Below are 13,440 nucleotides of genomic sequence, written 5' to 3'. Positions count from 1 at the left end.
ACGGACATTATTATAGTTATTTTTTTACTTTTCTCCTTAGACCATTTAAAATATAGGGACGAGGAGGTGGGCGTTTGAAGCAAGATATCTTATTTTGGCAGCTTGTTCAACATTTCGTAGTAAGTAAAGAATATCGAATTTTACATATCTCTCCAGATCAAAACGAACTTTGGCTAGAAAACCTTACACATAAAAAAGCACCAATTATCAGAATCTATCGACATGATTTGGATTGGAGCACGTGGCTTCAACGTGATATTGAAAATGCATCCAGTCATGTCGTTAATTTCAAACAACAGTTGAGAAAACGCCGTTTACATGCGTTCAATATTTATGTTTCATCATACCCGCCGGTGGATGATTGGGAATTCAGGGTGGAAGAACCTTTTGAAAATGAAAAAACGGAGCTTCATTCTATCGTGCTGCATGAAGGAAATACACAAAATGCCTTAAATAGAATTTCACATGTAACTGGGGATGAGGTCACCATAAAGGAAGATGCTGAACTAGACGATTTAGGCCTATACCATCTTAAACAGACCGTCCTAAATGCTTCTTCTCAAAGAGATAAAAAGGAAAGGTCCTTATTTCAACACGGAAAACCCCTTTTTACCTACCTTTTTATCTTTTTACACTTAGTAATGTTTTATTTACTGGAGACAAATGGAGGAAGCCAAAATCCAGAGACATTGGTAAAGTACGGTGCTAAATATAACCCAGCCATCCTGGAAGGGGAGTGGTGGCGTTTCTTTACCCCGATAGTCCTCCATATTGGGTTTTTGCATCTATTGCTCAATACAATGGCCATATTTTACCTGGGTGCTGCTGTTGAGAGAATATATGGAAACATCCGTTTCTTAGGGATTTATTTGTTTGCCGGATTTGCCGGTTCATTAGCTAGTTTCGTATTCACCTCATCGCTATCTGCAGGTGCTTCCGGCGCAATTTTTGGTTGCTTTGGTGCGCTCCTGTTTGTTGGAATCATCCATCCAAAATTGTTCTTCCGCACAATGGGTACGAACATACTGGTATTGATAGGAATAAATTTAGCTATCGGATTTACCATCCCAGGCATTGATAATGCCGGGCATATTGGCGGGTTGATTGGTGGCTTCTTAGCATCAGCTGTGGTGCATTTACCGAACCATAAAAAATTCGTCCAAAGAATACTTGGATTAGCAGTAGCCGCTGTATTAACATACTTTTTGCTGCAAGAAGGTTACAATGGAGAGAATCCAACTGCCCAAATTAAACAAGCGGAAACGTTAGTTCAGCAAGAACAATATGAAGAAGCATATAATCTTCTTATTAATCTTGAAGATAGGGACGAAGAATTTCCAGAGGTCCTTTTCTATCTTTCCTATATTGATATCCAAGAAGGCAAAATAGAGGATGCGAAAAATCGGTTAGAAAGACTTACTACTCTACAGCCAAGTTTTCATGAAGCACACTATAACTTAGCATTAGTCTATCTAGAGTTGAATGAAACCGAAAAGGCATCAAGTTCCATAGATAAAGCTATAGAACTTGATTCTACTGTAGAAGCCTATAATAACTTACGCACAGAAATAGAGGGGTTAGAATAAACTTCCTAATAAAACAGCAAGGATTGCCGTTCCTGGGGGATGGCGATTCCTGCTGTTTTTTTGTGTATTCTTGTATTTTTTTGCTAGTTATAGCAGAAAATGAAAAGATGATAAATATTTCATACCTAATACATTAAGAATTAGGAGGAACTCATTTTGACTTGGCATAAACCAACGAGAAAAATGTCGGGAAACTTCGATGAGGATGTTGAATATTTAAAAGAAAGAATGGCAGTGGATAAAAGTTTTGATTTAATCTTTCTAGATCTCCATTATGCAGGTAGAAAAATAGGAATGTTCCTAGTGGATGGTTTCGGTAAAGATGATATCATGCTCTTTTTAATGAAATTTTTGTCCGATCTTTTGCCAGAAGATCTAGATGAAAAACCTCTGGATAAACTTTTAAAGACATATATACCATACGTGGAAATTGATAAAACAGATGATTTAGAAACCGTTGTAGATCAGGTCCTTGCAGGTCCAACTGTTATGATTGTAGAAGGACTTGAGGAAGCGATTATTATTGACTCAAGAACCTATCCTGTCAGAGGCCCCGAAGAGCCTGACATGGAAAGAGTGGTTCGCGGTTCGAGAGATGGATTCGTAGAGACATTGATTTTCAACTGCGCTTTAATCCGCAGAAGAGTAAGAGACAGTTCACTCAGAATGGAATATTTGCAAGTTGGAAGAAGATCAAAGACAGATATAAGTCTTTGTTATTTGGACGAACTTGCAGATCCTGATCTAGTGAAGGAAATTAAAGAATCCTTACAAAATATTGATACAGATGGTCTGCCAATGGCAGAAAAGACACTGGAGGAGTTTGTTGGCGGACGTCACTGGAATCCCTATCCTACAGTCAGGTACACAGAAAGGCCAGATACAGCGGCAGCTCATTTATATGAAGGACATGTTCTAGTCATAGTGGATGGTTCCCCAAGTGTCATCATAACTCCCGCTACATTTTGGCATCATCTGCAACATGCTGAAGAGTACAGAAACAAACCGGTGGTTGGAGCCTACTTAAGGCTTGTCCGATTTATGGCAGTGTGGGCGTCCATATTTATTTTGCCATTATGGTTTCTGCTGGCAACGAATACACAGTTACTGCCTGAACAATTAGCTTATATCGGTCCAACCGAATCCGGAGAAGTGCCCTTAATAGCCCAGATACTCATAATTGAAATAGGTATGGATATGCTCCGAATGGCAGCCATTCATACGCCAACCTCTTTAGGCACCGCACTTGGACTTGTGGCGGCAATTCTCATTGGGGATGTAGCGGTAAAAGTAGGGCTTTTTGTACCAGAGATTATTCTATACCTTGCCATTGCAGCAATTGGAACATTCTCAACCCCAAGTTATGAACTCAGCTTGGCAAACAGGTTATTTAGGATTGCACTGCTCCTATTGACGTACATGTTTGGAGTCATTGGATTTATGGCCGGGCTCGTTATACTCGTTCTGTTCCTGATGATGATGAAGTCCTACAATGTTCCATACTTGTGGCCATTTATCCCATTCAATTACAGAGGGTTCCGAGATGTGTTAATACGATCTCCAATTCCATTGAAAAACAGAAGGCCGACAATCCTGCACCCGGAAGACCCGGATAGATAAAAAGCAATTTAAATATCGTAAATGGAAAACGGATGGCCAACACTCCATCCGTTTTTTGTTGTCTCTTCAGAGGTCACTCTTGTTCGTTGGGATGAAGACCTCAGTAACGAGGAAAAAGGAGGAGAAAGGTCCTCATCGCGGTTATGAAGACTTCAGTGACAAGGAAAGAGGAGGAGAAAGGTCCTCATCGCTGTTATGAAGACTTCAGTGACAAGGAAAGAGGAGGAGAGAGGTCCTCATCGTCGGTATGAAGACCTCAGTGACAAGGAAAGAGGAGTAGAGAGGTCTTCATCGCGGTTATGAAGACTTCAGTGACAAGGAAAGAGGAGGAGAGAGCTCCTCATCGTCGTTATGAAGACCTCAGTAACAAGGAAAGAGGAGTAGAGAGGTCTTCATCGCGGTTATGAAAACCTCAGTGACGAGGAAAAAGGAGGAGAGAGGTCCTCATCGCAATATGAAGATCTTGGTGACAATGGAAATTTATTAAGGGGCTTTTTAAAAGGCGTTTAAAACTAAATGAGTTAACTGAAAAAGCATTTATGTTTGGTTCAAGTTATTTCTAGCTGTGAATTGGAGCAAATGGCGGAGACTCCTACGGGGGAGTAGCGGCAATGTTGAGACCCCGCAACGAAGTGAGGAGGCTCAAGGTCGCCCCGTGGAAAGCGCAGCCATTTGCGGAAAGGAACAGCGGCGGTTAACCATCCAGCTAAAGTAATTTAGGATTAAAAGAACCGGGAGGGTATTCCCGGTTTTCTTATATTTTCTTGCTTGACGTCCGAAGTGAATCCTTTATACTAAAAATGGAGCGCAAACCCTTTCAGCTAGTAAAGAAGAAAAGGTGAAGTCATGAAAACAATTTTTGACATAAGACAACTTTTAAAAGGTTTTGGAGCCTTTATCTATACAGGTGACAAAATAGCAGACTTAGAGCTAATGGAAGACGAAATAAGGGAGCTCTACCGTTCGGGGGTATTGGACGCAAGTGTATTCCAATCCGCCATGATCATCCTGCGACAAGAATTATCCAAATTAAGATAAAGAAAAGGTGAAACAAATGGAAAACAAATGGTTAGTTGGTGTCGACTTAGGTGGCACAACTATTAAAATGGCATTTATTACACAGTACGGTGAAATCGCTCACAAATGGGAAATCATCACTGATATAAGTGAAAAAGGTAAAAATATCACTACAGATATTGCTAAAGCCATAGATAGTAAATTAGAGGAACTGGGCGAGTCAAAATCAAAACTAAAAGCACTGGGAATGGGTGCGCCAGGTCCAGTCAATATGGCAACAGGACTAATTTATGAAGCAGTTAACTTGGGCTGGGAAAACTACCCGTTAAAAGACTTATTGGAGGTAGAAACAGGATTGCCTGTAGTAGTTGATAATGATGCGAACCTTGCAGCAATCGGTGAGATGTGGAAAGGTGCTGGTGAAGGATCCAAAGATCTCATTTGCGTTACCCTCGGGACAGGAGTAGGCGGAGGCATTATCACAAATGGGGAGATTGTTCACGGTATTAACGGAGCTGGCGGCGAAATTGGACATATCACGATACTTCCGGAAGGTGGAGCTCCATGTAATTGTGGAAAAACAGGATGTCTGGAAACGATTGCATCTGCTACGGGAATCGTTCGTTTAGCTAAAGAAGCAATGGAAAAAACTCCAGGCAGTAAGCTGGAAGAGTTAGCGAAACAAGAAGGATTGACAGCAAAATTAATATTTGAGCAAGCTGATACAAAAGAAGAAATTTCGCAATTTGTAGTCGATAAAGTCGCTTCTTATTTAGGACTGGCTCTTGCGAACTTGGCAAATGCGATGAACCCCGAGAAAATCGTTATCGGTGGTGGGGTATCAAAAGCAGGGGACAAGTTATTAGATCCTGTACGTAATCATTTTGTAAAATACTTATTTCCAAGAACAAAGGTTGGCGTGAAGATTGCTGAAGCAACTTTAGGAAATGATGCAGGAGTAATCGGAGCGGCGTATTTGGCAAAAACAAAATTGTAAAAAAGTGTATAGTTTATTCTTTCTTTCTCTTGGGTAAAAAGATAGAAAGAAGCAAGAATAGTGCGTTATGGAGGCTTCTTAGCAGAAGTCTCCTTTTTGTTTGACTATTTAGAATAAAAAAACATCTATATTTATTGAAACTTTTTGGCTTGTACTGCGTCTATTATATATAGTTGCAAACAACGCCAAGACTATTATTCTAGCTCTTTAATATAAATACAGTATTAATTATCCATTGATTTTTTGTAAAAAAAGTTTTAAGATATGTCGTAGCCAAATTTTTAGGGTAATGAAAAGTTGGTCATGAATACATCTAAAAAGTTTTTTTAACAATACTAAAATAAAGAGCTTCCCTGTCTTTGCTATAAGGAGGTAAAAAAAGATGAAGCAAGCCTTTAAATCAAAAGTGCCTTTTATCTTGATTGCAGTTGTTCTGCTCTGGATAAAAACATATATCGTATATAAAACAAGTTTTAACATTACAATTGAATCCCTGAAACAAGAATTTATTTTATTTATTAACCCGTTAAGCTTTATATTGCTTATTGCCGGTTTTGCCCTCTTCTTTAAAGAAAAGGGAATGAAGCGATATCTGATCATTTCAAGTTTTATCGTTTCGTTTGTCCTTTATGCAAATGCAGTCTATTACCGTTTCTTTAATGATTTCATCACGATCCCGTTACTATTTCAATCAGGTAACATGAGTGACCTTGGCGGTAGTATTACAGAACTAATGACACCAGTTGACTTATTGATGTTCACTGATGTAATCATTCTTATTGCAATCGCGAAATGGACGCCATCATTTGTGAGCATGAGTACATGGAGACCGAAAGTTCGCAAAATGTACTTCTTATCTATTGTTGGTATTTTCCTTTTCAACTTAGGTTTGGCAGAAACAGAAAGACCGCAATTATTGACTCGTACATTCGACCGTGAAATTCTTGTGAAAAACTTAGGAACTTATAACTACCATGTTTATGATGCTGTCATTCAGTCCAAAACACGTGCGCAGCGTGCAATGGCTGATGGAAGTGAACTTGCTGAGATCCAGAACTATATCAATGCTAGCTATAAGGCACCTAATGACGATCTTTATGGTGCTGCAAAAGGTAAGAATGTCATTGTAGTGAAATTGGAATCTATGCAAAGCTTTGTAATTGACAAAGAAATTAACGGCGAACCGATTACTCCGTTCTTAAATGAATTGAAAGATCAAAGTTATTATTTCAATAACTTCTACCACCAAACAGGTCAAGGGAAAACGTCAGATTCTGAATTCTTATTAGATAATTCCTTATATCCTGTAGGACGCGGTGCCGTGTTCTTTACTCATGGAACAAATGATTTCCATACAGCTACGCCTAATGCAATTAAAGAAGAAGGTTATACTCCGGTAACGTTCCATGCAAACAATAAAAGTTTCTGGAACCGCGATGTAATGTATAAATCTCTAGGATATGACCAATTCTTTGATATTGAAAGTTATGATGTAAATGAAGAAAATTCTGTAGGTTGGGGCTTAAAGGATATTGAGTTTTTCCAACAATCCATCCCATACATGCAGGATTTAGAAAAACCTTTCTATGCTAAATTTATCACGCTGACTAATCACTTCCCATTCGTATTGGATGAAGAAGACAGATTTGTCGATGAATTTGATTCTAACAGTCGTACATTGAACCGTTATTTCCCTACTGTAAGATATAGTGATGAATCAATTAAAGTATTGTTTGATGAGTTAAAGAAATCAGGTCTTTATGAAGATTCCGTCATTATCCTTTATGGAGATCACTATGGTATTTCTGAAAACCATAATGAAGCAATGAGCCAGTATTTAGGAAAAGAGATTACTCCTTTTGAAAATGCTCAATTGCAACGCGTTCCAATGTTTGTTCACATCCCAGGTGTGACAGATAAAAACCCGAAAGAATTTGATACAGTTAGTGGACAGATTGACCTTAAACCTACTATCAAACACTTACTGGGAATGGAAACGAAAAATGATATCCAATTCGGTGCAGATCTTTTCTCCGAAGACAGAAATGACTTTGTCGTATTCCGTGACGGCAGCTTTGTAACAGATAAAGTGGTATATACTAAAAACGCTTGTTATGATAAGGAAACAGAACAAGAGACAGATCAATCAGCTTGTGAGCCTTATATGGAAAAAGCGAAAAAAGAACTTCAATACTCTGATGAGATTGTATACGGAGATCTGCTTCGTTTTTATGATGGAACTTCCATTCAAGTGGACGAAAGCAAAATAGAGGAATAATACAAAACACCGAAAGCAGCTTACTTGCTTTCGGTGTTTTTTCCTTTTGAGACAACGTTCTAAATCTTACCTCTTCACCATATGGTTAGTATAAATGCTTATGGTGGGCGGTGATTTAGAATGAAGGTCTTTGCAAGAAGAGGGGATTCCTTATGGTACTATAGTCAATTATTTGGGCTGCCCTTGCAATTATTATGCGATTCCAACCCAGAGATACCCTCTGGCTCAGAACCCCTTAAAATTGGTAAAGAGATAGCTATCCCGGGTTTTACCCATAGAGATCATAAAATCTTAAAAGTGGAAACCATTCAAACAATCGCTCAAAAACTAAATTTCTCGGCGGATTGTATATTGTTGGTGAATCAAGATAAAGATTTTGCCCAAATAAAGGCCGGAGATGTCCTGCAAGTGCCTATTCGGAAAACACGAAATATTGTTAACCCGAAAAAACCATACGATTACGATACATTGGTAAAAGACATTGATAGGTTAAAGGAAATTTACCCATTCATTCAATGCACTTCAATAGGACAATCTGTAATGGGAAAGTCCCTGCATCACATACGATTAGGTAAAGGAAAGAAGAAAATACATTGGAATGGCAGCTTTCATGCAAACGAGTGGATTACCAGTGCGGTAATTATGAATCTAATTAACGATTACCTAAGATGCTTAACGAACTTTACACCATTAAGAGGTATTCCTTGTATACCTTTATATGATCAAGCTGAGCTCTCCATTGTTCCGATGGTCAACCCTGATGGAGTGGATCTTGTGCTGAACGGGCCGCCGTCTGAAACTCCTTTTAAGAAACTAGTGGAAAATATTAATCAGGATCGTCTTGATTATTTAGGGTGGAAAGCAAACATCAGGGGTATTGATTTAAATAAGCATTTTCCTGCCAATTGGAAAATAGAGAAGACAAGAAAAGAAGAGAAAGTTCCTTCTCCACGGGATTATCCTGGGGACTTGCCATTGACTGAGCCTGAAGCATTAGCGATGGCCGGCTTGGCCGATAAAGAAAATTTTGATAAAGTGATTGCAGTCCATACCCAAGGGGAAGAGTTCTACTGGGGTTATGAAGGATTGGAACCTGTGGAGAGTGAAGCGATCGCAGAGGAATTTGAAAGGGTCAGTACCTATAAAAGCGTTCGCTATGTTGACAGTCACGCCGGATTCAAAGATTGGTTCATTCAGGAATATAAAAAGCCTGGATTCACGTTGGAACTTGGTAAAGGAATTAACCCACTTCCCTTGTCCCAATACGACACGATCTACCAAAAAACCCTCGGTATTTTTCTGGCCTCTCTATACCTTTAACGGCAAAGTTCCCGACTTGCCGTTTTTTTATTGGAAAAATTATTCCTGTAAGAATATAATTTTTTTTAGCTTGTATTGAAACCTTTCCTGCCTCATAATCGTTATTAAGATAGGAAAAAAGGAGGGGTGCAATGAAAAGGGTTTTTTGGGTAGTCTGTATCATCAGTTGTTTTTTGATAGGATGTCAATCTCCTCCTCACCCCAAGGAAGTTAGCAATGCGCCTGCACTCTCAAATCAGGAAAAACAAAAACCTTTCAATCCATCAAACTTTCATAATGAACCACTTAAAAAGCTCTCATTACCATTTGATCAATTCACTACGGTTTCAGAATGGTTGAATGATGAAACCATATTATATATAGCTAACGAAGGCACCGGTTCTGTTGTCCATTCCTTTCATCTGATTTCAGGTGAAACAGATGTGTTTTATAAATCTGAAGAATTGATTATGTCAGTGGAAGCTAATAAGACGTATGACATGTTTCTTGTTCGCTCTGCAGTTTCCGCAACCGAAGGGAAATTAAGAGTTCTATCAGACAAAGGAGAAGAACTTGCTGAATGGACTTTTGATAATTCCATAGATCTTGTCTATTCCTGGAATCCCTTTTCTGTGCAGCAGCTGGTTGTATCATCTTTTAAAGAGGACTGGTCTTATGATACCTTCCTGCTTGATGTCCATGATAAAAGTATGGTAAAAAAAGATGTAGCAGATCCGTTTGTGCAATGGCTGCCAAATGAAGAGATAGGTTTTATAGATTGGAATCATGAGATGCCAGACTTGGAAGCTCCGTTATATGCAGAGAACTTAGGGACGGAAGAAAAAAGGGAGCTAAAGGAAAGCGTCGTGATGTTCCATACCTATGACAACCTGCTAATTACCGTAGGGTCAGTGGATGATGTGGGAATAGCTTCTTATTCATTTTATGGTTTTCCGGAATTGAAAGAAATTCAGACCTATAAAGCGCCACTACTAACGTCATATTCGAATTACTTTATTCCTTATTATGATTTTGTAGATAACACAAAGATGTTCTATACATTCGAGTCAACTCGCGCAGGGAATGCAGATGGATATTCTGATGGCTTTCAATTAATATCATTTGACAGCACAAGCGGGGAAAAGAAGGTGCTGGCAAAAGATTTAGAGAACACGCCATTGAAATGCTCTCCAAGTGGAGTTTATTGTTTGTATGGTTACCAGTTGGAGCAAATAATAATTCCTTCAACAAAGGAAATAGTAAATCTAGTGGAATTATCCTAAAAGAGGGGGCAAAAAGAATGGCAATCGTCGATGTTACGGTTATTCCTATAGGAACGAACGGGCCAAGTGTAAGTGACTATGTTGCAGATATACAAGATATCTTAGAGGGATTTAAAAAAGAAGGAAAAATCAACTATAAATTAACTCCAATGAGTACGATTATCGAGGGAGAACTCCCAACGTTAATGCACGTGGTACAGGTTATCCATGAAGCGCCGTTTCAAAAAGGCCTTCATCGTGTAGCAACCAACATAAGGATAGATGATCGCAGAGACAAAAGCGTACAAATGGATGATAAACTTCGTGCAGTAGAGTCCAAACGCTCCATATAAAAAAAATGAAATGCCAGGTGCCTCGTTACGGGAGTGCCTGGCATTTTTATATTTTTTGCACTAAATATAGAAACTCTTTGTTAAGCGGCCGTGCCCTTTACACTTCGTACACTTTTTATAGAAGGGCAGCATAAAGAGCTTTTTTCTCCCTGTCCCACTGCAACTCCCACATAATGTCCTTAATGCCAACCATATCACCCTCCTACTATTCATTAACAAATAGTATTTCCTATAACAACCAAATATATAGCTGTTGAACTTTGCTATCAGTATATTCACAAATTCGATATTTGCTTGAAATATTTAAATCAACAAAAAAAGAGTATCCCTCCCAATTCGGGAAGAATACTCTTTTTCATGCAAGCAATAGCAACTTAGTGTGCTACCGGATAACCGTGTTCAATGACAGTCATTACTGTAAACCAACCAAACACTGCAACAGTTCCAAATGCGAAAAGAACTCCTAGGAAGTTTTTTTCTTTAAGGGAACGGACAAGTGCAAATACGCATAAAAGTGTTACAAGTCCAAAAATAATAACTAATGGCAAGGTTAACGCCCCTTTCAGAGATCATTTCCATTTCTATTTAAAAGAAATTCCATAAAATAAGTATGTAATGGAACATTACAATACACTCCATTTACATTTTAAATGTTTTCTCACTATTTGTCGAGGTCAAAAATTGACACTTCTATGTCATAAGCTCGAGCTACTTTCACCATAAATTCTTTATTTTCTTTATCAATAATATAGGATTTTTTATATTGTTCCTCAATAGCAATTATTGATTCTTCCATTTGAATAAGAAACATTTCAATATCAGCTTGTTTACCGCTTTCAATTCGAAATATGGATATCATGTCTTGATATAAATAATGATTGTTTTTTTCTGAAACAAAACCATAGTCGGTGAAAAGGCTTGAGGCAACCGGGTTTTCTATTAAGGAAAGTGAATAGGTTTCCTCTAAGATCGATCGGTCCATCAACATGTTTTTTACAACCTTCGCCTCCATGGCAGAATCGGTAATAAGCATACTGTCATCTGAATCAAAAATACTGGCTATCTGTTTAAGCTGCAAGAGAAGGTTCTGAAAGTATTGCGGTTTATCATCTGCACATTGTATTTCCAAACCGAACATCGACTTCATAGGCAATTTCCTTTCGTTTCTCAAGTTCTACTTCTTAGTGTAAAATAGATGGATAGATAGTTCAAGGAAAGGTGTGGAAAGATATGAAATGGAAACAGCTGCCACTAGGTCCGCTGCAAACAAATGCGTACCTCCTCATAAATGAAAGAAAAGAATGCCTCATTTTCGACCCGGGAAGTGAAGGGCAAGCATTCAATTCCTACTTGGAAGAAAATGCGCTTAAACCTTTAGCTATATTATTGACACATGCTCACTTTGATCACATAGGAGCAGTAGATGCCGTTCGTAAACATTGGGATGTTCCTGTTTATGTACATAAGAAAGAAAAGAATTGGCTAGGAGATCCAAGCCTAAATGGCTCGCAGTTCTTCCAACTTGGCCCCATTACGGCGAATTCTGCAGATCATCTAATTCAATCAGAAGATAAATTAGTCATTTCCAATTTCGAACTAGAAGTATTGTTTACTCCAGGCCATTCGCCAGGCAGTGTGAGCTTTTATCATGAAGCTAGCAAAGTGGTATTTGCAGGTGATGCACTTTTTGCAGGTAGCATCGGAAGAACTGATCTTCCAGGCGGCAATCATGATCAGCTTATACAAAGCATACACAACAAGCTGTTGACCCTGCCGGAAGAAACAACTGTTCTATCTGGCCATGGAATGACTACTACCATAGAGAAGGAAATGGATAGTAACCCATTTCTTAATGGATTTTAACTATGATCCCAACATTTCTCCAAGAACAGATAGAGAAGGCACCGGGAGAAAAATTGGATTTTGCCGAATATATGATGGCTGTTCTCTACCATCCTTTCGAAGGGTATTATATGAAACCTAAGAACAAGGTAGGTACAAAAGGGGATTTTATCACAACCAGCAATGTTCATAATGTCTACGGAAAGCTATTTGCTAAACTGTTGGTAAAGTATTTTAATGAAACGGAGATTCCACCGGTAATCATCGAGGTTGGCGGCGGAAATGGCAGGTTTGCAAAGCATCTATTGGAGGAGTTTAAACTCCTAGATGGACCGCTCTATGGCCGCTTGACCTATGTCATGGTGGAGACAAGCTCCTATCACATTCATTTGCAGAAAACCACTATCCCAGATTCTGAACCTGTTAGCTACTTTACTTCTTTAGAAGATGTCCCTGAGAGCTTTAGGAAGGGTGTACTGTTTTCCAATGAATTATTCGATGCTTTGCCTGTTCATGTTATTGAATACACAAATGGAACCTTAAAGGAAGTATTTGTAACGATAGAAGAAGAGGGTTTAACTGAAAAAAGCATTCAGCTTGAGAATGTGGAAATTCAGGCTTACATTTCTAAATATAAATTGACCTTTTCAGAAGGACAGCGAATGGAAATCCCTTTAGCAATGGTGGATTATGCGAACATAATCGGAGAATGGCTGCTGGCAGGTACCATTATAACGGTTGATTATGGCTACCGTTTTTCTGAATTAGCTAGTCAGGATTTAATGGAGGGCAGTCTTCGAGGTTATTATCAGCATCAACTGATAAAGGATCCCCTGAAATACCCTGCTGAGATGGATTTAACCTCACATATCCACTTGGATACGTTAGAGGGGCGCTTTGAAGGCTTGGGGTTCAGTCATGCAGGAACGATGAGGCAAGGGGAATTTCTGGTGGCAGCAGGCATACTTGATTACCTTCAAGACAATCAGGATCCAAATCCGTTTTCGGAAAAAAGCAAACAGAACCGAGCGATAAGAACCCTGATTATGGACGGAAGCTGGAGTAACTCTTTTCATGTACTTATACATGAAAAGGGAACGAATAAATGGAAAAAGCTAATAAATCCGGAACCACAATAAAAAGCGATGACATATGTCAATCGCTTTTTATTGTTCAGCTACGTATG

At 38.8% G+C, this 13,440-nt stretch carries 12 protein-coding genes; 10 read left to right on the top strand and 2 right to left on the bottom strand.

The window, feature by feature from the left end; all coding sequences use genetic code 11:
* Positions 1-74 precede the first annotated feature (74 nt).
* The 8 genes from K7887_RS14575 (at position 75) to K7887_RS14540 (ending at position 10,412) form a co-directional block, all read left to right on the top strand.
* A complete protein-coding gene (locus K7887_RS14575; RefSeq protein ID WP_223490179.1) occupies positions 75-1,586 on the top strand; it encodes a rhomboid family protein in 1,512 nt (503 codons plus the stop codon).
* Between the two features lie 183 nt (positions 1,587-1,769).
* Positions 1,770-3,206, top strand: a complete 1,437-nt coding sequence (locus K7887_RS14570; protein ID WP_223493662.1) for a spore germination protein — start codon at positions 1,770-1,772, stop codon at positions 3,204-3,206.
* An 846-nt stretch (positions 3,207-4,052) separates the two neighbouring features.
* On the top strand, positions 4,053-4,244 hold the full coding sequence (locus K7887_RS14565; protein ID WP_223490178.1) for a YqgQ family protein: 192 nt from the start codon (positions 4,053-4,055) through the stop codon (positions 4,242-4,244).
* Positions 4,245-4,260: 16 nt separating this feature from the next.
* On the top strand, positions 4,261-5,220 hold the full coding sequence (locus tag K7887_RS14560) for an ROK family glucokinase (protein WP_223490176.1): 960 nt from the start codon (positions 4,261-4,263) through the stop codon (positions 5,218-5,220).
* 382 nt (positions 5,221-5,602) lie between these two features.
* Positions 5,603-7,498 (top strand): LTA synthase family protein, encoded by a 1,896-nt coding sequence (locus tag K7887_RS14555; protein WP_223490175.1) that lies wholly within the window; start codon positions 5,603-5,605, stop codon positions 7,496-7,498.
* Between the two features lie 120 nt (positions 7,499-7,618).
* Positions 7,619-8,818, top strand: a complete 1,200-nt coding sequence (locus K7887_RS14550; protein WP_223490173.1) for a M14 family metallopeptidase — start codon at positions 7,619-7,621, stop codon at positions 8,816-8,818.
* Positions 8,819-8,949: 131 nt separating this feature from the next.
* Entirely contained in the window at positions 8,950-10,080 is a 1,131-nt protein-coding gene (locus tag K7887_RS14545) for a YqgU-like beta propeller domain-containing protein (protein ID WP_223490171.1), read from the top strand.
* A gap of 17 nt (positions 10,081-10,097) precedes the next feature.
* Complete coding sequence (locus K7887_RS14540; RefSeq protein ID WP_223490170.1) at positions 10,098-10,412, top strand: MTH1187 family thiamine-binding protein; 315 nt, start codon at positions 10,098-10,100, stop codon at positions 10,410-10,412.
* A gap of 374 nt (positions 10,413-10,786) precedes the next feature.
* Here K7887_RS14540 and K7887_RS14535 read toward each other — a convergent pair whose 3' ends face one another.
* Both K7887_RS14535 and K7887_RS14530 read right to left on the bottom strand, forming a co-directional pair.
* Complete coding sequence (locus K7887_RS14535; RefSeq protein WP_010194607.1) at positions 10,787-10,960, bottom strand: DUF2759 domain-containing protein; 174 nt, start codon at positions 10,958-10,960, stop codon at positions 10,787-10,789.
* Between the two features lie 113 nt (positions 10,961-11,073).
* Entirely contained in the window at positions 11,074-11,559 is a 486-nt protein-coding gene (locus K7887_RS14530) for a hypothetical protein (protein ID WP_223490169.1), read from the bottom strand.
* An 83-nt stretch (positions 11,560-11,642) separates the two neighbouring features.
* Here K7887_RS14530 and K7887_RS14525 point away from each other — a divergent pair, with 83 nt between their 5' ends.
* Both K7887_RS14525 and K7887_RS14520 read left to right on the top strand, forming a co-directional pair.
* A complete protein-coding gene (locus tag K7887_RS14525) occupies positions 11,643-12,275 on the top strand; it encodes an MBL fold metallo-hydrolase (RefSeq protein ID WP_223490168.1) in 633 nt (210 codons plus the stop codon).
* Positions 12,276-12,277: 2 nt separating this feature from the next.
* Positions 12,278-13,393 carry a class I SAM-dependent methyltransferase gene (locus K7887_RS14520; RefSeq protein ID WP_223490167.1) on the top strand — a complete coding sequence of 372 codons (1,116 nt, stop codon included), beginning with the start codon at positions 12,278-12,280 and terminating at the stop codon, positions 13,391-13,393.
* Positions 13,394-13,440 lie beyond the last annotated feature (47 nt).

The sequence above is a fragment of the Sutcliffiella horikoshii genome (genome assembly GCF_019931755.1).
Lineage (GTDB): Bacteria > Bacillota > Bacilli > Bacillales > Bacillaceae_I > Sutcliffiella_A > Sutcliffiella_A horikoshii_E.
The sequence above is the reverse complement of the archived record's forward strand: the minus strand, read 5'-3'. Positions and strand labels throughout refer to the sequence as shown.

Coding starts and splice junctions, on each gene's coding strand:
- K7887_RS14570 (WP_223493662.1), top strand. CDS start 1,770: ATGTCGGGAAACTTCGATGAGGATGTTGAATATTTAAAAGAAAGAATG.
- K7887_RS14565 (WP_223490178.1), top strand. CDS start 4,053: ATGAAAACAATTTTTGACATAAGACAACTTTTAAAAGGTTTTGGAGCC.
- K7887_RS14560 (WP_223490176.1), top strand. CDS start 4,261: ATGGAAAACAAATGGTTAGTTGGTGTCGACTTAGGTGGCACAACTATT.
- K7887_RS14555 (WP_223490175.1), top strand. CDS start 5,603: ATGAAGCAAGCCTTTAAATCAAAAGTGCCTTTTATCTTGATTGCAGTT.
- K7887_RS14550 (WP_223490173.1), top strand. CDS start 7,619: ATGAAGGTCTTTGCAAGAAGAGGGGATTCCTTATGGTACTATAGTCAA.
- K7887_RS14545 (WP_223490171.1), top strand. CDS start 8,950: ATGAAAAGGGTTTTTTGGGTAGTCTGTATCATCAGTTGTTTTTTGATA.
- K7887_RS14540 (WP_223490170.1), top strand. CDS start 10,098: ATGGCAATCGTCGATGTTACGGTTATTCCTATAGGAACGAACGGGCCA.
- K7887_RS14530 (WP_223490169.1), bottom strand. CDS start 11,559: ATGAAGTCGATGTTCGGTTTGGAAATACAATGTGCAGATGATAAACCG.
- K7887_RS14525 (WP_223490168.1), top strand. CDS start 11,643: ATGAAATGGAAACAGCTGCCACTAGGTCCGCTGCAAACAAATGCGTAC.
- K7887_RS14520 (WP_223490167.1), top strand. CDS start 12,278: ATGATCCCAACATTTCTCCAAGAACAGATAGAGAAGGCACCGGGAGAA.